This is a genomic window from Flavobacterium sp. PL12 (assembly GCF_039123485.1).
Taxonomy (GTDB): Bacteria; Bacteroidota; Bacteroidia; order Flavobacteriales; family Flavobacteriaceae; genus Flavobacterium; species Flavobacterium weaverense.
Genome location: NZ_JBANDI010000009.1, coordinates 37,046 through 61,063, shown reverse-complemented (window position 1 = coordinate 61,063; position 24,018 = coordinate 37,046). Strand labels below are relative to the sequence as shown.

Below are 24,018 nucleotides of genomic sequence, written 5' to 3'. Positions count from 1 at the left end.
AGCACTAATGATCAATACGATTGAAGAATTACAACTAGAAAACACAAAACTTAAAAACGAAAATAATCTTTTGACAGGTTGGATTTCTTTGATTTCTCATGATACTAAGCAAATATTTGGCAATTTAAAATGGATAATCGAAGCTCACGACGATAATATTATTGGTAAAGAAGATCTTTTTAAAATGTTGCCTCAAATTAAAAAAGACGCTACAAAGAATTTCAATACGGCTCAAGATACTAGTGATTGGTTAAAAACGCAGTATGGTAATTTCAAACCTAAAAATGAAAATATTAATGCTTTCAACTTGTTTGAACAACTTCAGGAAGAGCAAGATAGCAAAATTACTGCAAAAGAATTAAATTTTGAATTTGAAGGTGATCGTAGTCTAGAACTAATAACTGATCGCACTTTAATCCATTTTATACTTAACAAATTAGTTGATAATGCCATTAAGTATTCGAATAAGGAGAGCAAAATAATTCTAAATGTTACTAAAAGCGATAGAGAATTCATCTTATCGATAACAGACTTTGGCATTGGAATTAATGAAAAGAATATGGATTCGATCTTTTCTTTCGAAAGTTCTGTGTTTGCAGGAACGATGGGCGAAATCGGTGCAGGTTTAAGTTTGAAAATCGTTCAAAGTTTTGTATTTTTGTTATATGGTAAAATTGTAATTAAGTCCAAAATGGACGAAGGAACAACAGTTTCCATTTATCTACCCCAAATCGATAAATAATAAAATATGCAAAAAATTGATCGTATTCTAGTTGCGGATGATCATGAAATTGTAAGAATGGCATTACTTCATGTAATCAGACAGTTGAAACCTCACGCTCACTTGTCTGAAGTAAATGATTATAAATCATTGTACACTGCTATTTCTAACGATTCTTATGATTTACTTATATTAGATGTTAATATGCCTAATGGCTCATTTCAAGAGGCTGTCAATTATGTAAAATTGAAACAGCCAAAAATTAAAATACTTGTTTTCTCTTCCCAAGATGAACTGATTTACGCGTTGCGCTATTTAAAATTGGGAGCTGATGGTTATTTGAATAAAGAATCTTCCTCTGCTAAAATTGAGAAAGCTTTGAATGCTATGCTGACTTCAGGACGTTATATTTCTGAAGAAGTGAAAGATGCAATGATTTCAGAATCTTTAAATGGTCCTACAAATAGTACTCCTATTGAATTATTATCAAATAGAGAATTACAAATTGCTAATAAATTAGTGGAAGGAATACCTTTAAAGGAACTTTCGAACACGTTAAATCTACATTCATCAACTATTAGCACGTACAAAAATAGATTGTTTGAAAAGCTAAATATACAGTCTATCCCAGAGCTCGTTGAAGTTTTGAGGCTTTATAAAGAATAACTTTGTAATCGAATAGTTTTAGATTTCAAGAGAGACAAAATAGAAAATATCTGTTTTGTCTTTTTTTATTTAGAAGCAATTAATTATGTGAAGTTTATCTTTATATCAAATTTAGTCGTTCTAATACTATCTAACTGTACTTTTGAATTAAATTTGCTGTATCAAATATCATATTTAATTATTACAGAAATAGTTCTAGTGGAAGTGGAAAAAATGCAAGAAACAAAATGGAATGTTTGCAAGGAATGTAAAGGACAAGGTAAAAAAAGCCATGGCCTCAGCAAGAAGATGCAATACGAGTACAAATTAACTTTGCAACAGTTTGAGAAAAGTAAAGAAATTGCCCAACTTCCAAAAATTCCCAAAGCACATTTATATACTTGCACAAATTGTTCAGGACTTGGTATTGTTCCCAGTTCAGAATATCCTCTTCAAGATAAAAATAAATTTCCAGAGATAGCAATAATTGGTGGTGGAATTGGTGGAGCAGCATTAGCTGTAGCTTGTTTACATAGAGGAATTCCTTTTACAATCTATGAGCGCGACAAAGATTTTGATTCGCGATCTCAGGGTTACGGCCTCACTTTACAGCAAGCTAGTAAAACAATAAACGCGTTAGGAATAAAGTCGCTGTCTGAAGGAGTAATTTCGACAAAGCACATTGTACATAATACGGATGGTGATGTTCTGGGGGAATGGGGAGTTAGAAAATGGCTAGACGGAGATGTTAAAAATTCGAAAAAAAGAACTAATATACATATTGCTCGTCAATCACTTAGAAAGGCTTTACTAGAACAGTTAGATATACAAGAAAGTATTAAATGGAATCACCAACTCATAGATTTCAAAGAAGCTCCAGATAAATCGATGGAATTAACTTTCCTTGTTGACGGCGTAGTGAAAAATACAAAAGCTAATTTAATTGTTGGTGCTGATGGTATTAGAAGTTCCGTACGGAAATTATTAATTGGAGAAACAACTACTCCACTACGATATCTAAACTGTATTGTGATTTTAGGAATTTGTCCTTTAACAGCAATCGAAGATACAAATAGCTCGTTACTTGATTCTGCTACTGTATTTCAAACTGCCAATGGAAGCGAACGAATATATATAATGCCTTACGACTCAGAATCTGTTATGTGGCAGCTTAGCTTTCCAATGACAGAAAATCAAGCGATAAACTTAAGTGCTAAAGGACAAAAATCACTAAAAGAAGAAGCAATACTGAGATGTCAATGGCACGCTCCTATTCCTGAGATATTGAAAGCTACTTCTGTCAATCAAATCTCTGGTTATCCTGCATACGATAGAGAATTGCTCGATTCAGATTTACTACTTAATGCTGGAAACAGTGCTTTAATAGGCGATGCTGCACATCCTATGAGTCCATTCAAGGGACAAGGTGCAAACCAAGCATTACTTGATGCATTAGCATTGGCAAGAGTCATTACTAAGGAGTGTGAATCTTCCTCTCAATGGAAAATAGATGGACTCAGAAATACTATTTTGAAAGATTTTGAATCTGAAATGATAGAACGAACTGCTGTCAAAGTTAAAGATTCAGCTGAAGCGGCATTATTCCTTCATTCTGAAACGGTACTTTTAGAAGGTAATTCACCGCGCGGAAGTCTTGCAAAGAAAAAGTAATAATAAAATCTTGTTACAATAGAATCAATCGTAAAATAATCTAAAATGAATTTTTACAAATCTTTCTTTTCTATAATGCTTAGACTGAGATTCTTTAGCTATAAACAATTCAATATTATAATCTAAAATTATAATTTATTAAAAATGAGAATTTACATTTTATGATATTCCTTTCTTAAAGACAATCAATTAAAATGTTTCTATCAAAACTTTATAAATTTATTCGGACTGCCTTTTAAAGCTACAAAATGTAAAATTTTGAATCGTTTCGAAAGGTGTTTTGTGATCTTCAGTGGTACATCTTATTTTATTAAATCCATTTTTGAATTCAATTTCTAAATCATTTTCATCATATTGTAGAATATCTAGTCCACTACATTTCGTTGGTCCGTTTTTAGAAAAAGTTCCAATTATTAAATATCCATTAACTGCTTTTCTGGCCAATTCTATATATTTTTCAATTTGTTGAGGTTTAGTTAAGAAATGAAATGTCGCTCTGTCGTGCCAAATATCATAGTTTTTTGTTGGAACAAATTCGGTTATATTGCTTACAATCCAATTAACTTTCTCACCTTTTGCTCCCAATCGCTTTTTAGCCTTTTCCAGTGCTTTTGCTGAAATATCTAAGACGGTAATGTTTTTATATCCTTCTTCTAATAAAAAATCTACCAGTTTACTATCTCCCCCACCAATATCAATAATTTCGATATTTTTATCTAAACTAAAAGAATGAATAAACTCAAGAGAAGTTCTTGGAACATCTTGTGTCCAACTAACTTGTTCTGGATTTTTTGTTTCATAGACTGTTTCCCAATGATCTTTATTAACTTCATTCATAATTTCCTTGCTTCCGTTTAATTGTTATTAAAAACGTTTTACTGCTTACTATATATACAAATTTAGTAACTATTTATTTTCTTACACAGTTTATTTTTTTTCGGACAACATTTACAATGCTAATCGCCAAGTCTTTGTTCAATACATTTTAACGATTTTTTAGAATACAATCGCTTTTTTAGTTTAATTAAACCTTGGATGATAAAAGTATAGATAAATATGCATTAAAATATAAAATGAAAATTACAAAATATAGCTTAGCATTACTTAATGATTATGGTGACTTAAAAAATAGTGCAATAGTTCTGGTAAAGCTTCAACTTTGACCTGCTTTATTAAATCTATTTTTAAGCTATTGAAAGGTCTTTAAAATCGTTAAGTAGATTTTAATATCGTCAAAGAAGAATAAATAAGACGATAGTAAATTTTTTAATAAAGGAGTTTAAAAGTAAGTGCTTTTATTTCAAACTATTGGATATCGATGATTTTTGAAATTGATGACAAAGATTATCCATATATCAAAAAAAAACTCCTTAATTTCTTAAGGAGTTTTGTGGGCGATGAGGGGTTCGAACCCCCGACCCCCTCGGTGTAAACGAGGTGCTCTGAACCAGCTGAGCTAATCGCCCTTTCGGGTTGCAATATCTTTCGGTATTGCGTGTGCAAATATACAGTTAGAAATCGTATTCACAAGCACTTTTTAAAATTATTTTCATAAAAAATTTTCAATATTTCCTTTGTCTCTCTTTAACAGCATTTTAAATAAGAGATGATTCCGAATCATTTTTTTGTATTCCCTTCGTATAGTCTTACATTTGCTTTTTTAAATAATAAAAAATGGCAAGATTCAAAGAAAACGATTTACCAAAATCAAAAATCACAGCGACATCACTCAATAAAGCACTAATTATCTTTAAATATGCAGGCGGTCATAAATGGAAATTCTACGTTGGTTTAATATTTCTTCTTTTTACAGGAGCAACAGCTTTAGCATTTCCAAAGCTTATGGGTATGCTTATCGATTGCGTTAAAAATAAGGATAACTCTGAAGCTAATTATATTGCATTAGGTCTTATTGTTATTTTATTTATGCAATCCATATTTTCATTTTTTAGATTGTATTTATTTGTCAATTTTACAGAACACACGCTCGCAAATCTTCGTTTAGCATTATATAGTAATTTAGTAAAATTACCTATGTCTTTCTTTTCACAAAAGCGTGTTGGCGAATTAAACAGCCGAATCAGTTCTGATATTACCCAAATTCAAGACACTTTAACTTCAACCATCGCAGAGTTTTTAAGACAATTCATATTGATCATTGGTGGTGTGCTTTTACTAGCAAGTGAAAGTATCAAATTAACATTATTAATGTTATCTGTTGTTCCGCTTGTAGCTGTGGCAGCGGTTATTTTTGGTCGTTTTATTCGAAAATACTCAAAAAGTGTTCAAGATAAAGTGGCAGAAAGCCAAGTTATAGTTGAAGAAACAATGCAAGGTATTTCTATTGTAAAGGCTTTCGCCAATGAATGGTACGAAATCGCACGATATGATGGCAAAATTAAAGAAGTAGTAAAAATAGCAATCAAAGGAGGAAAATATAGAGGATACTTTGCCTCATTTATTATTTTCTGTCTTTTCGGAGCCATCGTTGCTGTAGTATGGTTTGGTGTTCGCTTAAGCATCAGCGGAGAAATGAGCGTGGGTCAATTGATTTCGTTCGTTTTGTACTCTACATTTGTTGGAGCATCTTTTGGTGGTATAGCAGAACTATATGCACAAATACAAAAGGCTATTGGAGCAACAGAACGTGTTTTTGAATTACTCGATGAAGCACCTGAAAAAATCAATTCAGTTCAAAATCCTTCTTATCAAAAAATTAAAGGTGATGTGACTTTCAAAAACGTCGGTTTCAGCTATCATTCTAGAAAGGAAATTAAAGTATTAAAAGATGTTAGTTTTACCGCTAGTTATGGCCAAAAAATTGCCATCGTTGGACCTAGTGGAACTGGAAAATCGACTATAGCATCATTACTTTTACGCTTTTACAACATTGATAGCGGAGAAATACTTGTCGATGGTAAAAACATTTATGATTATGACTTAGAAAAGCTACGTGGAAATATGAGCATTGTACCGCAAGACGTTATATTGTTTGGTGGGACGATCAAAGAAAATATCGCTTACGGAAAACCAGATGCTACTAATGACGAAATAATTTTGGCAGCGAAGCAAGCTAATGCTCTCAATTTTATCGAAAGTTTCCCTGAGAAATTTGAAACAATCGTTGGAGAACGAGGGATTAAATTATCGGGAGGTCAAAGACAGCGTATTGCGATCGCACGCGCCTTGCTTAAAAATCCTAGTATTTTGATATTAGATGAAGCAACTTCTTCATTAGATAGTGAAAGTGAAAAATTAGTACAAGAGGCTCTTGAAATTTTAATGCAAGGAAGAACGAGTATAATTATTGCGCACCGTTTATCAACAATTCGCAGCGCTGACCAAATATTAGTTTTAGACAATGGCGTAATCTCAGAGCAAGGAACGCATCAAGAACTTATTACATTGGAAAATGGAATGTATAAAAACTTAAGTAACTTACAGTTTAGTAATAGTTAGAATCCTCTCCCCGTCCCTCTCCGAAGGAGAGGGTGATTAAATTGGAAAACATTGGTATATAAGTTTAATATACATTGTAAAGTAATTAGCTATTACAAATTCAAAATTAATTTATATCATTAATCTTTAAAAATAAAAAGCTCCAATTTTGAAAAATTGGAGCTTTTTTACTTCTATATAATTAGAAAATAATCGCTGAAAACTGAAAACTAATAATTTACTATCATTTACTGATCACTCAATACTTAACAATGATTACTCAATACTAAATACTGACACTGATCACTCAATACTGATCACTGATCACTGATCACTGAATACTGATCACTGAAACTTACTTCCCCTTTCTTCTATTTCTTTCTGCTTTTATCATTGATAGTTCACGGCTCGTTTGTCCCGCAACTGAAGTATTTTCTTCCGCACGACGAATTAAGTACGGCATAACATCTTTTACTGGTCCAAAAGGCAAGTATTTAGCATCATTATATCCGTTTTCAGCTAAGTTGTAGCTAATATTATCACTCATTCCATACAATTGACCAAACCAAATGCGGTCATCGTTTGGATTTATACCTTTCTCTTTCAATAATTCCATCAATTTGTAAGTACTCAATTCGTTATGCGTTCCTGCAAAAATCGACATCGTATCTAAATGCTCTGCCATATAACAAACAGTATCATCATAATTTTTATCGGTAGCTTCTTTAGTTGCGCAGATTGGAGAGGGATATCCCTTTTCTACAGCGCGAGCTATTTCCTTTTCCATGTAAGCGCCACGAACAAGCTTCATACCAATAAAAAATCCTTCTGCTTTTGCTTTTTCATGCAATTGTTTTAAGTAATCTAAACGATCCCAGCGGTACAATTGTAAAGTATTAAAAACAATAGCTTTTTCTTTATTGTATTTTCGCATCATATTAGTTACAACTTCGTCAGCAGCGTCTTGCATCCAGCTCTCTTCTCCATCAATCAACAAAGCGACATTCTTTTTATGAGCTTCGTTACACACTTGGTCAAAACGAACTAACACTCTATTCCACTCTGCTTGCTCATCAGCAGTTAAAGCAATTTTAGCTCCTATTTTTTCGTACAGTTCGAAACGGCCAAAACCAGTCGGTTTAAAAACTGCAAATGGAATTGCCTGACGCTCTTTGGCAAATTCAATAGTTTTCAAAGTCATATCTAGTGCAGCATCAAACTGATTTTCCTCTTCTTTTCCTTCAACAGAATAATCCAATACGGAAGAAACTCCTTTCGTATACATCTTATCCACCACTGAAAGACAGTCATCTTCGTTCACGCCACCACAAAAATGGTCAAACACAGTAGCGCGAATCAATCCTTCAACAGGAAGGTTAGCTTTTAGTGCAAAATTTGTAACTGCGGTACCTATTCGAACTAAAGGTTGATTATCAATCATTTTAAAAAGAAAATAAGCTCTGTCCAGCTCAGTGTCGCTTTTTAACGAAAATGCAACTTGTGTATTATTGAATATTTTTTCCATTTTTTGTGAAATTTTTCTACAAATATAAAGAGACTTTTAAATATTATTCAGCAAAAATTACCTTATTTTGCGGTTGTAATAAATAATTTAAGATGCAATCAATTCAAGCCAACAGTTATCCAATTCATTTTAATGAAAAAGCATATGAAGCGCTAAATCTTCATATAAACGAAAACAAATATTCAAACCTATTTATTATTGTTGACAGCAATACAAATGAGTTTTGTTTACCTCATTTTCTGCCCTTTTTAGAAACTGATTTAACGATTGAAATCATCGAATTTGAAGCTGGAGAAATTAATAAAAGCATAGAGACTTGCGTCCAAGTTTGGAATGTATTAACGGAGCTTGGTGCTGACAGAAAAACACTGATCATTAATTTAGGTGGAGGCGTTGTAACGGATTTAGGTGGTTTTGTAGCCTCTACTTTTAAAAGAGGTGTTGATTTTATTCACATCCCTACTACTCTACTATCAATGGTTGACGCTTCTGTAGGTGGAAAAAACGGAGTAGATTTAGGTAATTTAAAGAACCAAATTGGCGTGATCAACGTACCGACAATGGTTCTTATTGATACACAGTATCTTGAAACGGTTCCTCAAAACGAAATGCGTTCTGGATTGGCAGAAATGCTAAAACACGGTTTAATTTATGATAAAGAATATTGGGAACAATTTCTGGATTTAAAAGCGCTGGACTTCGCCGACTTTGACCAATTAATTTACCGATCTGTAGAAATTAAGAACGAAATCGTAACCCAAGATCCTACTGAGAAAAACATTCGTAAAGCATTGAATTTCGGACATACGCTCGGTCATGCGATAGAAAGTTATTTTTTAGAAAATGAAGATAAGACTACTTTGTTACACGGTGAGGCGATTGCTGCGGGAATGATATTAGAAAGTTACATTTCTATGACCAAAGAATTGATCAATGAAAATGAATATTCGGAAATCAAATCAAGTCTCAAATCGATATATGAAGACATTGTTTTTGATGAAAATGATATCGAACCTATACTTGATTTACTTATTCATGATAAAAAGAACGAATATGGTAACATACAGTTTGCACTTATTGAAGGTATCGGAAAGATTAAAATTAATCAATCAGTTGAAAATGAATTAATTCTTAATGCCTTCGCAGATTATAAATCTTAATTTTATTTTTACAAAAAGGAGGTAGTGAGTTTATAATATTTTTTTACATTTGCATCAATGAAAAAGTGTCAAAATAAGCCAAATTATAGTTCTAATAAAACTCGGAACAATATGTCTTTTCTAAGAATATTGAAGCGATTTTATTCTATTAAAGGAAACTTTAGTTTTGATGTATTTCAATATATGAAATCAGATCACGAAAAGCTTCAGATTATATATGCGAATATTCGAGTTTGAATTGTAGCTTAAATTATTTTAAAATATTCTAATCTACTAATTTATCACATCTGATGAACACAAAATATTCTGATTTAATCAATCAAACTTATTATTTCCCTCAAGAAGAATTTAAACTGAACAAAGACAATCTTCAATTTCACAATATTGATTTGATGAGTCTTGTTGAAAAATATGGTACGCCATTAAAATTCACATATTTACCACAAATATCAAATAACATCAACAAAGCTAAAGCATGGTTTAGAAAGTCGATGGAAAAAAATAAGTACGAAGCTAAGTATTACTACTGCTATTGTACTAAGAGTTCTCATTTTGAATATATAATGAATGAAGCTTTCAAAAACAACATACACATTGAAACATCGTCTGCTTTTGACATTAATATCGTTGAAAATTTACTTCAAAACGGTAAAATAAACAAAAGCACCTATGTAATATGTAATGGTTTTAAAAGAGATCAATATGTTGAAAATATTGCGCGATTAATTAATAATGGTCATAAGAATACGATTCCTATTATTGATAATTACGAAGAACTAGATTTACTTCAAGCAGAAATCAAAGGTAAATTCAAAATTGGAATTCGTATCGCGGCAGAAGAAGAACCAAAGTTTGAGTTTTATACTTCAAGACTTGGAATAGGATACAAAAACATAGTAAGTTTTTACAAGAAACAAATTCAAGATAATAAAAATTTGGAACTGAAAATGTTGCACTTTTTTATCAATACGGGGATTAATGACAATGCTTATTACTGGAACGAACTTGTAAAATGTATCAAAGTTTATGTTGCCTTGAAAAAGGAATGTCCATCATTAGACGGATTAAATATTGGTGGTGGTTTTCCAATTAAAAACTCTCTAGCATTTGATTTCGATTACCAATATATGATTGACGAAATTATCAACCAAATCAAAATTGCTTGCGACGAAGCAGAAGTTGATGTTCCTAATATTTTTACGGAGTTTGGATCGTTTACAGTAGGAGAAAGCGGTGGAGCTATTTATCAGATTTTGTATCAAAAACAGCAAAACGATAGAGAGAAATGGAATATGATTGATTCTTCTTTCATTACTACTTTACCAGACACTTGGGCAATTAATAAGCGTTTTATAATGCTTGCTGTTAATCGCTGGAATGATACTTATGAAAGAGTTTTACTAGGTGGAATGACTTGTGATAGTGATGACTATTACAACTCTGAACAAAACATGAATGCAATTTATCTACCTAAATACAACAAAGAAAAACCACTTTATATTGGGTTTTTTAACACTGGAGCTTATCAAGAAACGATAGGTGGTTATGGTGGTTTGCACCACTGTTTGATTCCGCAGCCAAAACATATTTTGATTGATAGAGATGAAAATGGTATATTGGCAACTGAAGTTTTCTCAGAACAACAAACTGCTGACGAGGTACTTAAAATATTAGGTTACGATAAAAAATAATATATATTTGTCTATTAGGTAACTAATTTTTATAAATTGCTTTATTTATAAATCAAATTTATATAAGACTTTTTAAGATTAAATAAAATAAATAAAAACAAAATGAGTAAAGGACCAATCAGCCAATTTATTGAGAAGAATTATCTGCATTTTAATGCAGCTGCTTTAGTGGATGCTGCAAAAGGATATGAAGAACATTTATTAGATAATGGGAAAATGATGATTACACTTGGTGGTGCGATGAGTACTGCTGAACTTGGAAAATCATTAGCAGAAATGATCCGTCAGGACAAAGTACATATTATTTCATGTACTGGAGCTAATCTTGAAGAAGATATTATGAACTTAGTTGCTCATAACTCTTACAAGAGAATTCCAAATTATAGAGATTTAACACCTCAAGAAGAGCGCGATTTATTAGACAATCACTTTAATCGTGTAACTGATACTTGTATTCCTGAAGAAGAAGCCTTTAGAAGATTACAGTCGCATTTATTTGATATTTGGAACAAAGCTGATAAATCTGGAGAACGTTTTTTTCCACATGAATTTATGTTCCAAATGATTAACTCAGGAGTTTTAGAGCAGTATTACGAAATTGATCCAAAAGATTCTTGGATGGTTGCTGCAGCTGAAAAAAATCTTCCAATAGTAGTTCCAGGTTGGGAAGACAGTACGATGGGAAATATTTTTGCATCTTATTGCATCAAAGGAGAATTCAAACCAACAACTACAAAAAGCGGAATTGAATACATGATGTGGTTAGCGGATTGGTATCCAAAAAACTGTGGTGGTAAAGGAATCGGTTTCTTCCAGATTGGTGGTGGAATTGCTGGTGACTTCCCTATATGTGTGGTACCAATGCTAGATCAAGATTTAGAAGTAGAAAATGTTCCGTTTTGGAGCTATTTCTGTCAAATTTCAGATTCTACAACAAGTTACGGTTCATATTCAGGAGCAGTGCCAAATGAAAAAATTACTTGGGGTAAATTAGATATCACAACTCCTAAGTTTATCATCGAGTCTGATGCTACAATTGTAGCACCTTTAATTTTCGCTTATTTATTAGACCTATAGCATATTTATGAAAAGAGTAATAGTTGATTACGCCAAACTTACGAACGAAATTTTAAATCTACTAGTAGAAAAATTTCCAGATGGTTATGATGATTCAAACATCATAAGTTTTAGAAACGCTAAAAATGAATTGATTGAAGCAGTCGAGGTTCGCACTGATGATACAATTTATTTGGTAAAAGTGAGCACAAAACTTTCTGATAGAATTGAAAATTATGACGAAGATGAGGAAATGTTAATTGACGAAGTTGTTGAACCAATAAAAGGTCTAGACTTAGATGATGATATTGACGATGATGACGAAGATGATGCTATCGATAAGCCAGATACTGGCGATGATGAAGATGACGAAGATGCAGATGAAAAAGATTATGCAGATGAAGAAGACGATCAAGATGATGAAGATTAATTTCTATCATTCTTACTTATACAATTTAAAAGGAACTCTTAAATGAGTTCCTTTTTTTTATTACTTTAGTTTCAAAACGTACACGCCACAATGACTACCCAAATCTTACACGACACATTAAAGGAAAATTTTGGATTTGAAAAATTCAGACCCAATCAAGAGGACATCATTAATGGTGTGCTTTCTGGACAAGATACTTTAGCAATCATGCCCACTGGTGGTGGGAAATCAATCTGTTTTCAATTGCCTGCATTACTCTTTCCAGGTATTACTGTAGTTATTTCGCCGCTTATTGCTTTAATGAAAGATCAAGTTGATAGTTTGAAAGCGAATGGCATTGAAGCATGCTTTATTAACAGTAGTCAAACAGAAGACGAACGTCAATTCTACATCGAAAGTCTAAAAAACAACACAATAAAATTAGTTTACATTGCGCCTGAGAGTTTATCTTTTCTAGATACTATTTTTAATAGTCTAACAATTAGTCTGATTGCAATTGATGAAGCACATTGTATTTCTGCATGGGGACATGACTTTAGACCAGCTTATACTAACCTAGGTTATTTAAAAAATCGCTTCCCTTCCACTCCAATCTTAGCTTTAACTGCAACGGCTGATAAAGCTACACGTAAGGATATTAGCGATCAATTAAACTTAATAAATCCTACTATTTTTATAGCTTCTTTTGATCGAAAAAATTTAAGTTTAGAAGTTCGTCCCGCTTTAGACCGCGTCAAACAAATTATCGATTTTATAAAAGAGAAGCCAAATGAGTCTGGAATAATTTACTGCTTAAGTAGAAAAACCACAGAGGAGCTCGCCGAAAAATTACAAAAAGTTGGAGTCAATGCAAAAGCCTATCATGCAGGTTTGGACAATAAAATTCGGTCAACAACACAAGATCAATTTATAAATGATGATTGCCAAGTAGTTTGTGCTACAATTGCTTTTGGGATGGGAATTGACAAATCAAATGTGCGTTGGGTTATTCATTATAATTTACCCAAAAATATCGAAGGCTATTATCAAGAAATTGGTCGTGCGGGACGCGATGGTTTACCTTCTGAAACGGTATTGTTCGAAAGTTACGGCGATATGATTCAGCTTCAAAAATTTGCTTCTCAAGGTTTAAACGCAGAAGTGCAGTTAGCAAAACTAGAGCGAATGAAACAATATGCCGATGCATTAAGCTGTCGTCGCAAAATTCTACTTTCCTATTTTGGCGAACTTGTTACTGATAATTGTGGAAATTGTGATATCTGTAAAAACCCACCTTTATTTTTTGATGGAACTGTAATTGCTCAAAAGGCATTATCAGCCATTATTCGTTTGCAGGAAATTGAACCTTTACCAGTTATTATTGACTTTTTACGAGGTTCTAAAAACGCATATATTTACGAAAAGGAATATCAGCACTTGAAAACATATGGTGTAGGAGCTGATCTTTCTTGGTTTGACTGGAATCAATATTTAATCCAGCTGATAAATTTAGGCTATTGCGAAATTGCATTTCATCAGCAAAATAAAATTAGATTAACCGCTTTTGCAAAGAAGGTGCTTTTTGAAAGAGAAAAAGTGCAACTAACAAACGTGCATAAAATTAATGTAGATAAAGTTGAATTAAAAGAAAAGAAATCAAAATCCACTACTAATTCTCTTTTCGAAAACTTGAGAAAATTACGATATGAAATTTCCAAGGAAGAAGAAGTTCCGGCTTATGTGATATTTAGCGATGCGGCTTTGCGCCAAATGGAAAACGAGCGTCCTATGAGCGATGAGGAACTATTAGCCATTGACGGTGTGGGAAAAGCAAAGCTAGAAAAATATGGTGATATTTTTATTAAAGCTATAATTGATTTTCAGAAAGCCAAATTAGTTACTAAAAAGAAAGAAGGCACAACTTACAAAGAAACTTTAGAATTATACAACAGTGGATTATCAGTTGGAGCTATAGCAGAGAAGCGGAAATTAGGTTTAAGTACAATTATGTCACACTTAGCTAAACTATATCTAGACGGATCAGCGATTGACTTAAATGCATTTGTTTCAACTGAGGAAGTTAATGAAATTGCAATAGCTAAACAAAAGCTTGAATCTCCAGTTGCCTTAAAACCTTATTTTGATTATTTCGAAGAGAAAATAGATTACGGAAAAATCAGATTAGGTTTAGCGATACTCGAAAAAGAAAATACAATTAGTTAATCATGACTACTTCCTTCCAACCATTCGTAGATTCTGACACTAAGATTTTAATTTTAGGAACTATGCCTGGAATAGTATCTCTTGAAAATCAAGAATATTACGCGCATCCGCGAAATCATTTCTGGCGTATTATCTACAAATTATATAGTGATCAAGAAGTTTCCACTTTATTTACAGATAAAATCAAACTTTTGCAGGCAAATTCTATCGGAATATGGGACGTATTAGAAAATTGCGAGCGAAAAGGAAGTTTAGACATGCATATTAAAAATTATAAGGAAAATGATTTTGAATCACTTTTTAAAAAATTTCCTGCAATACACAAAATTGCCTTTAATGGCAAGGAGAGTCATAAATATTTTTTTAAGAAATTCGGACAAATAAAAGGCATCACGTATTACGTAATGCCTTCTACAAGTCCTGCTAACACAATGTGTTTCGAAAAAAAATTAGAAATATGGTCTGCGATAAAAGAGTAAATTATAAATAACGCTCTTCAAAAACTTTTTGATGGTGTTTTTGATGACCTATCATAATAAACCCAATCGCACGTACAGATACACCAGCATTAGATGCAATTCCCGTTCTTTCTAATTGTTCTACCGAAAGACTTTTAAATAAAAAAATATTTGAATGCCTTACAGCTGAAAACTCAGTTAATAAGTCTTGAAGACCGCGATCATTAGCCGTAGTGTTATCTATATATTCATTTTCATCAAATCCCGGTAGCGGAGTTTTGTCATTTCTTGAAATGCGTAAAGCACGATACGCAAAAATTCGCTCTGTATCTATTATATGTTGAATGATTTCTTTGATAGTCCACTTTCCCTCAGCATACCGATAGTCAAATTTATCCATAGGAATATTTTGGACAAAGTGAATGAAATCATGTAATGATATTTCTAATTCTTCAATCAATGTTATTTCACCCAAAGCATTAATATAAGGGAAATATGATTCGGCATACTCTTTAACTGGTAATTGTGATAGTTTCATTTTTTTATCTTTTAAGCTGAATTTCTACTAGCATTTGTATTTCCAAAAAGAGAGCGAGTAACGATTTTCTCATATACTTTTATAAGCTCCTCATTTGGTACACTTTCTTTATTTAATTCATTTATCTTTAACAATGCATACTGTTGTATTGTAATCAATGGCAATATGATACGCTCTCTAACATCAATTGAAGCTTTACCATCAGGATAGTTCTCCATTAAACTTTTATGACCTGCAATTTTTAACAATAATCGTTTCGTTTCTAAAAATTCATCGTAAATAATTTGCCAAAATTCTCCAAACTCAGCATCTTTTCTCATGTATGCTGTTAAAGGAAAAAATGACTTTGCTAATGACATCATACTGTTTTCTAAAAGTGTTTTAAAGAACATTGAATTATTGTATAAGTCCTGAACTTTGTCCCACTGATTAGTTTCCTCATAATGTTTTAGCGCCGTTCCTAAACCAAAGAATCCAGGAACATTTTGCTTCAGTTGGCTCCAAGAACCTACAAATGGAATTGCTCTCAAATCAGCAAAATCCAAACTTGCAGATTTGCTCCTTTTTGAAGGTCGGCTTCCTATGTTTGTCTTTGCGTAATATTTCAAAGTGCTCATCTGTTCTAAATATGGAATGAATTTAGGATGATTTTTAAAACTTAAGTATTTTTCGTATCCCAAATCCGCTAAAGCATTTAGAACATTTTTTTCATCGCTACTAAGCTCATTTTCACCTTTATTAAAAACTTGGTTTGTAACACCGGCACTTACTAAATTTTCTAAATTATATCGGCAAGAATCCATAGTTCCAAAGTTTGAACTAATGGTTTGTCCCTGCACAGTAATCTGAATTTCGTTATTTTCAATATTTGGACCTAACGAAGCATAAAACTTATGTGTTTTTCCTCCACCACGAGCTGGAGGTCCTCCACGACCATCAAAGAATATAACTTTAATGCCGTATTTTCTAGAAATCGCAGTAAGCTCTTCCTTCGCCTTATAAATACTCCAGTTTGCCATAAGATAACCACCATCTTTAGTTCCATCAGAAAAGCCAAGCATTATTGTTTGCTTATTATCTCTGTTAGCCAAATGCTTCGCATAAGCTGGATTTAAGTATAATTTTTCCATTATTTCATGTGCACTTTGTAAATCTTCGACAGATTCAAAAAGAGGAATAATATCAACAGTAGGATTCTCCCAGTTAGTCAATCGGAATAATGCAAAAGTCTCCATCACATTAAGTGCGCTTTCATTATTACTAATAATGTATCGGTTAGCACCAAATTCTCCATTTTTAGCCTGAATCGTTTTAATGGATTGTACTGATTCAATAGTTAAACGTGTTAATTCATTTTCGAAAACCGTAGGATCTAAATCACTGCTTAAGTTCGATAAGACCTCGAATTTTTCTGCTTCTGCTAATTCAAAATAATTTTTAGGAAAAACGCTAGCATCGTTTTTCAAGTAATAATCAACAATATCACTAAAAACTGAATCGTGTATTTTACTGTTTTGACGAATATCCAATGACGCAAAATGAAAACCAAATAGATTTACTTTTATTAACAAAGCCTCTAAATCATCTAAATATAAAGATTGATGTTGGTCAATTATTATATGTTTAATTTTATTCAATTGTGCTTTAAACTCTTCTAGAGTGATAAATATTTCACCTTTAGAATAAAATACAGACCTATAAAGCTTATATTCAAGTTCAGCAACTAATGTATCTACGCCTGAGAAAGTTAATTTTCTTTTTAGTGCTCTAATTTCGATATAATAACATTTCAAAATTGAAGTACGAAGTCTTTCAGCAACATTTAAAGTTATGTCTGTAGTTACGAATGGATTTCCATCACGATCACCACCTGGCCAAAAACCAAGTTGAATTAATGGATTGTCAATTGATTTACCTTTAAAAATATTTTTTTGTAAGTAGTGCACCATTTCTCCTGACGTCTCATAGAAAACGTTTTCAAGATACCAGATCAAACTTACTGCCTCATCAAATGGATTAGGTTTTTCGTCCTTAATAAAAGGTGTTTTTCCTAATTGAGCTAATAATTGTTTGATCTCTAATAAATTATTTTCCCTAATTGCATTAGTTAAATCATTGATTATTCCTAATACTGCTCCAGGATAAAACTGAGTTGGATGCGCAGTTAAAACCGTCCTAACATGAAAATTTTGCAAAAAGTCAATTACTTCTTCTTGCTTATTTTTAGCATCTGTTTTTTCTTTTACATCCCTTAACGATCCTCGCCCTTCCATATTGTGAACTATGGGAAAAGCTGCATCTTCAATCGCATCAAATAAAACAACTTGACGCTCGATGTACTGAATAAAACGAAACATTATATCAATCTTATCTTCCTCAGTAGCATTTTGTAAATATCTTTCAGCGAAAAAATCTACAATCTCTTTAGGTGTTTCTTGTTTTTTAAATCCTGTATCGCATATATCTGAAAATAAAGGCAGTAATGCTCCCGTATTATCAATGGAATCAAAAGGAAGCGTAATAAAAACACTATTATAGATGTTATATTTTGATAGAACGTCTTGGTTAAAACGTTCGATTTTTGGTAAAGTATACATAATTATATAGTTGTAGTTGGTTTAGTCAATTAATTTGTCATAAAAAAACCCCAAGAATAAACTTGAGGTTATATTTTAAATATAGCGTATTCAAGTTTACTTACATATTTTTGAAAATAGTATGCATCAAACGCTTCTTATCATTAATGCTTTCTTCAAGCGAAATCATAGTTTCAGTTCTATAAACACCATCAATATCATCAATCATGAAGATGACATCTTTTGCATGCTTAGTATCTTTTGCTCTAATCTTGCAAAAAATATTGAATTTACCTGTTGTAACAGAGGCTACAGTTACATAAGGAATTTCATTAATACGTTCTAAAACGAATTTTGTTTGAGACGTGTTGTTTAAGAAAACACCAACGTAAGCGATGAAAGAATAACCTAACTTGTCATAATCAAGTACCAAAGATGATCCCATGATTATACCAGCATCCTCCATCTTTTTTACTCTAACATGAACCGTTCCTGCAGAAATCAGTAATTTTTTTGCAATATCGGTAAAGGGAACTCTTGTGTTATCAATCAGCATATCCAATATCTGGTGATCTACTTCATCTAAACGAAATTTACTCATAATTCTTTAATTAATTTTATTTTAATTGCTTTAACAAAGTATAAAATTATACATAAATATTAACAAGACGATACAATAATTACGATTTTATCATTCCATTAACAAATTTGATGTTATTATCTAAATAAAAATCAGCTTTTTGATTTAACTTCGGAATATTATCAGCATCATCTTTATATAAGGCCTCTTCCGCATCGTATTCAAAATGAGCAAAGTAATGTTCTAAATTTCCTATTTCTGAAATGTAGGCATTAAAGCATATCTGATTTTCAATTAACTCTTCTTTGTATTGAGCTGCAAAATTGGTGATTTTTTCAATACCATCATAATTAATTTTGATGTTTTTATAAATAAAATCATAAAAAACGACTTTATTCTGAGAAATATTCAAGTATTTGTCAATTCCATTGACAACTATAACGTTTTCGTAAAGTGTAATGAAACTGGTTACAAGTGACATGAAAATATATTTACGGGTTTCTTCTCGCTGATAATCACCTGCAAAATGACCCGCTTCAAACAAAATAGTAGGTGCTCCTAAACTCTGAAACATATCACCAATACAATTGATGTTGAAAGAATCATCAAAACGACCTACTTGTCCAGGAATATACTTCTGTAATGCTTCATTAATTGCTACAATTACCGAAATAGCTTTCATTCTTGATTCATTAATCTCTCTTGCATCATTATAAGAAGGAGCTAAAAAAGAAACTGTAGCTGGCTTACCAGTAGCGCCAACGCCGAAAATAGTGCGTTGATCGTGCAAGTTAAAACAGTAGTCCGGTTTAAAAGAATCAAATGTTTTTCGTAAAACTTGACTTTCTGGCTGAGAAAGATCTACAGAGTCGCGATTCAGGTCTACTTTGTTAGCATTTTCTCTGGTATATAACAAAGCTCCATCTGGATTTAAAATCGGAATACTTAAAAAAGTAAATTTATTTAGAAATTGCTGTGCTAAATCAGAACCACTTTTTAAGAAATTTAAAAAATCAAATAATGCTTTTGTCGTCGTACTTTCATTTCCATGCATTTGCGACCACAGAAAAATTTTCATCTTACCTGATCCAATTTGGAAAGAATAAATAGGTTTCTCTAAAACAGAGTATCCTATAATTTTAAGTTCATTTTCCGTATTTAATTTATTCAATAGTGGCTCAATCGAACTTAAAGTTAAGTAACGACCACTTATTGATTTCTCTTTATTTTGATTAAAAAGCACTTCTAAATTCATTGCGTTTTGTTTGATTTACAAAAGTAAACATCTTTACATTTACATTTGTAAACTCAAAAAGCAAACAATTTTTCATTAATGTAAACACTTATATTACGCGTTAACCGCAAACGCATATCCTTACAATTAACAATTGTTACTAGTTATATAATAATTTATTAAAATATTTAAAACTAGTATTTTAACGTATATTAATTTTAGCATTACTTCAAACAAATATTACTGTATTCTATTATTTACATCTGTAATCTTGCTATTAAGATTACTTTTAGTTACATTTGTAATTAGTAATGGATTAATTGTAATTTACAATGGTAAACATAGAAGATTTTATAAAAAGGCTGGAGATATTGTTAGACTATTACAGTCTAAATGCTTCTTCTTTTGCAGATAAAATTGGTGTACAAAGATCAAGCTTGTCTCACCTATTATCTGGAAGAAATAAGCCAAGTTTAGATTTTATACTTAAAATTTTAGAGGTTTACCCCGATGTAGATTTGTACTGGATTTTAAATGGGAAGGGAACTTTTCCAAAATCTTCTAATGAGAACTTTGAAAATATTGCACAAATTAACACTGTTTCAAAAGAGAACGATTCTCCACTACAACATAAAGATAGCATTGCTGAAGATTTATTTTCGAATAATAAAATAACAAAAGCAGTTACTAACTCCACTACAAAAGAAATAGAAAAACAGAATAACACTGCTGAACTAAATTCTAGCGAGATTGATAAAATTGTAATTTTTTATAAAAATGGAACTTTCAAAAGTTACAGACCAGATTAGTTAAAATAAAAAAATGAGCTCGATATAATATCGAGCTCATTTTTTCTAGGAAATATATTTATTTTACTTTTTCTAAATAAGTAAAAAACACTTGGTGCTCAAAAATTTGAACCTTTAATTTATTTTCTTAAAAGAAAGATTGAAGTAACCGCTGCTTCTACTCGTGAATTTGTTGGAGCTACATCAGCAGATGTCATTGGATATACAAATGTTAGCACTTTACCACCACCATTTAATCGTTCTGCTACATAAATATAATTAGTAGAACTATCATAAGCAACGTCAACAGGATTTCCTAACATAGAATTAGGACCGTATATTCTAACTTGGTTAGAAACAGCAATTGTGCCTAACGCTGGAGTTGAAGCGAAAACACTTGAAAAATTTTTTATAACAATTATTCCACCGTCAGTTGCTGAAGCTGCGTCAGCAACATCAGTTAAAATCATTACATCATCCGCTGAAGAGTACGTGATACCGTGTGTACGTGTCAAACCTGCTATTGTTACGCGTTTAGTTGCAGTAATCATACCTGAAGCTTTGCTCATAAAATCTTTAAAAAGAACAACATCACCAGTTAAATCAGCAACTGCGTACAAGTCTGCTCCAGTCATGTGTATTCCCCAAAGTTTAAAATCAGTTATAAAGGTTTTTAGTAAATCAAAACCCAGAACAGTCTTTTTATAAACAAAAAGCTTATTTGTCATTCCGTTTGTAGCAAATTGATCTTGCGCCACCACAACGATATCCCCGGAAACTGCTGTTTCCCTAGCATTAGTGAATTGGCCAGTAATACTATTTAATGTAGCATTCAAATTATCGGTTCCTGCTTTGAATCCCGTTTTTAAACCGGAATAACTTTCTAAACGATTGCTAGTTCTTGAAGCGACGATTACTGCATCGGTTTCACTATCGTACGAAATACCTTCTGCATCTAGCGAAGCAATTGTAAACGATTTCACCATAGAATTTGGCGTTGCCAAATCAAGATAGGAGATTTTTCCAGAAGTGTTACTTGATGTTACTAAAGTAGCTTCAGAGGAATTGCTGTTTGAATCATTATTATCGCATGAAGCGAAAAGTAAAATCAAAAGTGCCGAACTGATAAATAAATTTTTCATGTGTATATTGTTTAATGGTTTAGTACACTTACGAAAAATTGAAGGTCTTGGTTCTGCTTTTTTAATATAAATTTAACTTTGTTCAAGAATATATCCGTTTTCGGGAATTTTACCTTTTACACCGATGAAATGTTTCTTCAAAATTTCGATTTCAGCTTCGATGTCTCCTGTGGGAAAAACTGGTTTTCCAAAATTAACCTCTTTTTTACCAAAATCGAATGCTACAGACACAATAGGAACATTTGCTTTTAAAGCAATATAATAAAATCCTGTTTTGAGTTCTGTAACTTTATTTCGCGTTCCCTCTGGCGCAACAGCCAGACGAAAAACTTCTTTACGCTTAAATATAGCAGCGATAGAATCTACTTTATTCAAACCTCCCGATCGATCGAGTGGCTCTCCTCCCATATATCTAAAATACCAACCAAGAGGAAATCGAAACAACTCTTTTTTGCCCACAAAATTCATTTCTAATTCAGTTATTCCCCTAGTGAAAATTCCCAAATAAAAATCGTGTGCGCTAGTGTGTGGAAGTACCATCAACACACACTTTTTTATGTCTGTATCGATTGTTCCCACTATTTTCCAACCCATAAGTTTGAAAAATATCCACTTGTATAATTGTTTCTTCATTCTTTTGTATTTTGGGCAAAATAAATAATTAAAACCATATTTTTGACTAAAACTTCTTATAATGCTTAAAAAAATATTCAGCTACTTCATTCCTATAAAAATCTACGAAGTTAAGTCGGCTTTAAGTAAGTCAATTGAGGTTAGTTGGGCGAATGGCGAATTAGTATTAGACTCTGAAAATGCTAATTATTCTTATGGAAGTTTACAACGTATTCTGCGATTAGGATTAAAAAATATTGGATACAGCAAAATAGTATCGATGAATCATATTTTAGTGCTTGGGGTTGCTGGCGGAAGTGTTATAAAAACATTAGTTGACGAAATTAAATACAAGGGTTTAATAACCGGTGTCGAAATTGATCCTGAAATAATCGAAGTAGCGAATGCCTATTTTCATTTAGATAAAATTAAAAATCTTAAAATTGTAATCGATGATGCTTTTGAATATGTTCTAAAAACTAAGAATAAATATGACCTAATTATTGTAGACGTTTTTCAAGATACAAGTATGCCTGCTTTTCTATTTGAAAGCTTTTTCACAAATCGTATTTGTTCACTACTTAACGATCGAGGTTTTATATTATTTAATACAATGATTTTAACTGAAAATCAAGAAAGTAGAAATAGAAAGTACGTATCTGAATTTTATCAACCACAATTTAAAATAAAAACAATTCCGAGGGTTGAAGATCACAATGAACTTATTGTAATTGAAAAATGCGGTTAATTATAAATAGAATTTAAAAATTAACGTAATAAAATAGATCTAGAAAGTAATTATTTTGTACTCTTACGGAGCCGTATTTAATAGGGAAGCAAAATGAAAAAACATTTAAAAAAATTACTTTTAGGAAAAACCGCAAAAGTTACGCGACCCAAATTTAATCCAATACAGAAAAGAATTCTAAATATTCAATCTATTTGGAACAATGATCATCAGGATGATAGCGGAATCGAGAAAATTGTCCGTTTGATTCTTGCCTCTTCACAATTATTTTTTCCTGGAATTTATATTAAATATTTAGCAAGTAAAAAAGGTATCGCCTATCAGGAATTAGCTTCTGATATTTACATCTTATTTAAGGTAGCATTACCATTATTAATTTTAATAAATCAATGGCAAAGCCATAAATGGCTCATCTGGATCGTTGTTTATCTTTTTTTAGAAACTTTATTTTACATTCCTACGTTGATTTTCGCTTCAGATTTATTTGGAAAACCACGTTCGTATAAAAGATCGATGCTTTTACTGTTTTTCAACTATTTGGAAATTGCTTTTGAGTACGCGGTTTTTTATTCTGTGGGTAATTACCTAAATAAACAATTTACGCATTGGTTTGACCCAATTTATTTTAGCATCGTAACATCATCTTCTATTGGCTACGGTGATTTGTATCCTATTAATCCGCTTGGGAAATTTCTTGTAAGCACGCAATCGTTGCTTTTCTTATTTTTTATTGTGCTTTTCTTGAATTTTTTCTCCACTAAAATAAACACAAAAGGTTATTTTGATCATGATGATCACTAATT

General features: G+C 31.8%; 21 protein-coding genes and 1 tRNA gene. 13 read left to right on the top strand and 9 right to left on the bottom strand.

What is annotated here, in order from left to right; all coding sequences use genetic code 11:
- The first annotated feature begins 7 nt into the window (after positions 1–7).
- From RCH19_RS06075 to RCH19_RS06065, 3 genes are all read left to right on the top strand, one after another.
- Positions 8–742, top strand: a complete 735-nt coding sequence (locus RCH19_RS06075) for a sensor histidine kinase (RefSeq protein ID WP_343022466.1) — start codon at positions 8–10, stop codon at positions 740–742.
- A gap of 6 nt (positions 743–748) precedes the next feature.
- Positions 749–1,387: a response regulator transcription factor gene (locus RCH19_RS06070; protein ID WP_343022465.1), complete on the top strand. Its 639-nt coding sequence runs from the start codon at positions 749–751 to the stop codon at positions 1,385–1,387.
- Between the two features lie 213 nt (positions 1,388–1,600).
- Positions 1,601–3,037, top strand: coding sequence for an FAD-dependent monooxygenase (locus RCH19_RS06065; protein WP_343022464.1), 1,437 nt, complete (start codon positions 1,601–1,603; stop codon positions 3,035–3,037).
- A 219-nt stretch (positions 3,038–3,256) separates the two neighbouring features.
- Here the strand turns inward: RCH19_RS06065 and RCH19_RS06060 are convergent, their stop codons facing one another.
- Positions 3,257–3,874: a class I SAM-dependent methyltransferase gene (locus tag RCH19_RS06060; RefSeq protein ID WP_343022463.1), complete on the bottom strand. Its 618-nt coding sequence runs from the start codon at positions 3,872–3,874 to the stop codon at positions 3,257–3,259.
- Positions 3,875–4,428: 554 nt separating this feature from the next.
- A tRNA-Val gene (locus RCH19_RS06055) sits at positions 4,429–4,503 on the bottom strand.
- 208 nt (positions 4,504–4,711) lie between these two features.
- On the opposite strand from RCH19_RS06055, the gene RCH19_RS06050 reads away from it, so the two are divergent.
- Positions 4,712–6,496 (top strand): ABC transporter transmembrane domain-containing protein, encoded by a 1,785-nt coding sequence (locus RCH19_RS06050; RefSeq protein ID WP_343022462.1) that lies wholly within the window; start codon positions 4,712–4,714, stop codon positions 6,494–6,496.
- Between the two features lie 334 nt (positions 6,497–6,830).
- Here the strand turns inward: RCH19_RS06050 and RCH19_RS06045 are convergent, their stop codons facing one another.
- Positions 6,831–8,000: a proline dehydrogenase family protein gene (locus RCH19_RS06045; RefSeq protein WP_343022461.1), complete on the bottom strand. Its 1,170-nt coding sequence runs from the start codon at positions 7,998–8,000 to the stop codon at positions 6,831–6,833.
- A 92-nt stretch (positions 8,001–8,092) separates the two neighbouring features.
- On the opposite strand from RCH19_RS06045, the gene aroB reads away from it, so the two are divergent.
- The 6 genes from aroB to RCH19_RS06015 all read left to right on the top strand — a co-directional run bounded on the left by aroB (position 8,093) and on the right by RCH19_RS06015 (position 15,018).
- Entirely contained in the window at positions 8,093–9,160 is a 1,068-nt protein-coding gene (gene aroB, locus RCH19_RS06040) for a 3-dehydroquinate synthase (protein ID WP_343022460.1), read from the top strand.
- A gap of 290 nt (positions 9,161–9,450) precedes the next feature.
- A complete protein-coding gene (locus RCH19_RS06035) occupies positions 9,451–10,851 on the top strand; it encodes an arginine decarboxylase (protein ID WP_121925263.1) in 1,401 nt (466 codons plus the stop codon).
- 102 nt (positions 10,852–10,953) lie between these two features.
- A complete protein-coding gene (locus tag RCH19_RS06030; RefSeq protein ID WP_121925264.1) occupies positions 10,954–11,928 on the top strand; it encodes a deoxyhypusine synthase family protein in 975 nt (324 codons plus the stop codon).
- Between the two features lie 7 nt (positions 11,929–11,935).
- Positions 11,936–12,337 carry a DNA primase gene (locus RCH19_RS06025; protein ID WP_170151298.1) on the top strand — a complete coding sequence of 134 codons (402 nt, stop codon included), beginning with the start codon at positions 11,936–11,938 and terminating at the stop codon, positions 12,335–12,337.
- 90 nt (positions 12,338–12,427) lie between these two features.
- Positions 12,428–14,539 (top strand): DNA helicase RecQ, encoded by a 2,112-nt coding sequence (gene recQ / locus RCH19_RS06020; RefSeq protein ID WP_343022459.1) that lies wholly within the window; start codon positions 12,428–12,430, stop codon positions 14,537–14,539.
- Between the two features lie 2 nt (positions 14,540–14,541).
- On the top strand, positions 14,542–15,018 hold the full coding sequence (locus tag RCH19_RS06015) for a DNA-deoxyinosine glycosylase (protein ID WP_343022458.1): 477 nt from the start codon (positions 14,542–14,544) through the stop codon (positions 15,016–15,018).
- Position 15,019: 1 nt separating this feature from the next.
- Here the strand turns inward: RCH19_RS06015 and RCH19_RS06010 are convergent, their stop codons facing one another.
- The 4 genes from RCH19_RS06010 to RCH19_RS05995 form a co-directional block, all read right to left on the bottom strand.
- Positions 15,020–15,535: a DinB family protein gene (locus tag RCH19_RS06010; protein ID WP_343022457.1), complete on the bottom strand. Its 516-nt coding sequence runs from the start codon at positions 15,533–15,535 to the stop codon at positions 15,020–15,022.
- 11 nt (positions 15,536–15,546) lie between these two features.
- Positions 15,547–18,132, bottom strand: coding sequence for a phosphoenolpyruvate carboxylase (locus RCH19_RS06005; RefSeq protein WP_343022456.1), 2,586 nt, complete (start codon positions 18,130–18,132; stop codon positions 15,547–15,549).
- A gap of 100 nt (positions 18,133–18,232) precedes the next feature.
- Positions 18,233–18,712, bottom strand: coding sequence for a winged helix-turn-helix transcriptional regulator (locus RCH19_RS06000; protein WP_066082003.1), 480 nt, complete (start codon positions 18,710–18,712; stop codon positions 18,233–18,235).
- 79 nt (positions 18,713–18,791) lie between these two features.
- Positions 18,792–19,946: a M14 metallopeptidase family protein gene (locus RCH19_RS05995; RefSeq protein WP_121925269.1), complete on the bottom strand. Its 1,155-nt coding sequence runs from the start codon at positions 19,944–19,946 to the stop codon at positions 18,792–18,794.
- Between the two features lie 311 nt (positions 19,947–20,257).
- Between RCH19_RS05995 and RCH19_RS05990 the strand changes: the two genes are divergently transcribed.
- On the top strand, positions 20,258–20,734 hold the full coding sequence (locus RCH19_RS05990; RefSeq protein ID WP_343022455.1) for a helix-turn-helix transcriptional regulator: 477 nt from the start codon (positions 20,258–20,260) through the stop codon (positions 20,732–20,734).
- Between the two features lie 119 nt (positions 20,735–20,853).
- On the opposite strand, the gene RCH19_RS05985 is transcribed toward RCH19_RS05990, so the two are convergent.
- Complete coding sequence (locus RCH19_RS05985; protein WP_343022454.1) at positions 20,854–21,855, bottom strand: hypothetical protein; 1,002 nt, start codon at positions 21,853–21,855, stop codon at positions 20,854–20,856.
- 72 nt (positions 21,856–21,927) lie between these two features.
- On the bottom strand, positions 21,928–22,488 hold the full coding sequence (locus tag RCH19_RS05980; RefSeq protein ID WP_343022453.1) for a 1-acyl-sn-glycerol-3-phosphate acyltransferase: 561 nt from the start codon (positions 22,486–22,488) through the stop codon (positions 21,928–21,930).
- 61 nt (positions 22,489–22,549) lie between these two features.
- Between RCH19_RS05980 and RCH19_RS05975 the strand changes: the two genes are divergently transcribed.
- Positions 22,550–23,215, top strand: coding sequence for a fused MFS/spermidine synthase (locus RCH19_RS05975; RefSeq protein ID WP_343022452.1), 666 nt, complete (start codon positions 22,550–22,552; stop codon positions 23,213–23,215).
- Positions 23,216–23,308: 93 nt separating this feature from the next.
- The gene (locus RCH19_RS05970; RefSeq protein WP_343022451.1) at positions 23,309–24,016 is read left to right on the top strand and encodes an ion channel; all 708 of its coding nucleotides are present in this window, start codon (positions 23,309–23,311) and stop codon (positions 24,014–24,016) included.
- The last annotated feature ends 2 nt before the right edge of the window (positions 24,017–24,018 follow it).

Coding starts and splice junctions, on each gene's coding strand:
- RCH19_RS06075 (WP_343022466.1), top strand. CDS start 8: ATGATCAATACGATTGAAGAATTACAACTAGAAAACACAAAACTTAAA.
- RCH19_RS06015 (WP_343022458.1), top strand. CDS start 14,542: ATGACTACTTCCTTCCAACCATTCGTAGATTCTGACACTAAGATTTTA.
- RCH19_RS05995 (WP_121925269.1), bottom strand. CDS start 19,946: ATGAATTTAGAAGTGCTTTTTAATCAAAATAAAGAGAAATCAATAAGT.
- RCH19_RS05975 (WP_343022452.1), top strand. CDS start 22,550: ATGCTTAAAAAAATATTCAGCTACTTCATTCCTATAAAAATCTACGAA.
- RCH19_RS06050 (WP_343022462.1), top strand. CDS start 4,712: ATGGCAAGATTCAAAGAAAACGATTTACCAAAATCAAAAATCACAGCG.
- aroB (WP_343022460.1), top strand. CDS start 8,093: ATGCAATCAATTCAAGCCAACAGTTATCCAATTCATTTTAATGAAAAA.
- RCH19_RS06025 (WP_170151298.1), top strand. CDS start 11,936: ATGAAAAGAGTAATAGTTGATTACGCCAAACTTACGAACGAAATTTTA.
- RCH19_RS06065 (WP_343022464.1), top strand. CDS start 1,601: ATGCAAGAAACAAAATGGAATGTTTGCAAGGAATGTAAAGGACAAGGT.
- RCH19_RS06000 (WP_066082003.1), bottom strand. CDS start 18,712: ATGAGTAAATTTCGTTTAGATGAAGTAGATCACCAGATATTGGATATG.
- recQ (WP_343022459.1), top strand. CDS start 12,428: ATGACTACCCAAATCTTACACGACACATTAAAGGAAAATTTTGGATTT.
- RCH19_RS06070 (WP_343022465.1), top strand. CDS start 749: ATGCAAAAAATTGATCGTATTCTAGTTGCGGATGATCATGAAATTGTA.
- RCH19_RS06030 (WP_121925264.1), top strand. CDS start 10,954: ATGAGTAAAGGACCAATCAGCCAATTTATTGAGAAGAATTATCTGCAT.
- RCH19_RS05970 (WP_343022451.1), top strand. CDS start 23,309: ATGAAAAAACATTTAAAAAAATTACTTTTAGGAAAAACCGCAAAAGTT.
- RCH19_RS06060 (WP_343022463.1), bottom strand. CDS start 3,874: ATGAATGAAGTTAATAAAGATCATTGGGAAACAGTCTATGAAACAAAA.
- RCH19_RS06035 (WP_121925263.1), top strand. CDS start 9,451: ATGAACACAAAATATTCTGATTTAATCAATCAAACTTATTATTTCCCT.
- RCH19_RS05990 (WP_343022455.1), top strand. CDS start 20,258: ATGGTAAACATAGAAGATTTTATAAAAAGGCTGGAGATATTGTTAGAC.
- RCH19_RS05985 (WP_343022454.1), bottom strand. CDS start 21,855: ATGAAAAATTTATTTATCAGTTCGGCACTTTTGATTTTACTTTTCGCT.
- RCH19_RS06005 (WP_343022456.1), bottom strand. CDS start 18,132: ATGTATACTTTACCAAAAATCGAACGTTTTAACCAAGACGTTCTATCA.
- RCH19_RS06010 (WP_343022457.1), bottom strand. CDS start 15,535: ATGAAACTATCACAATTACCAGTTAAAGAGTATGCCGAATCATATTTC.
- RCH19_RS05980 (WP_343022453.1), bottom strand. CDS start 22,488: ATGAAGAAACAATTATACAAGTGGATATTTTTCAAACTTATGGGTTGG.
- RCH19_RS06045 (WP_343022461.1), bottom strand. CDS start 8,000: ATGGAAAAAATATTCAATAATACACAAGTTGCATTTTCGTTAAAAAGC.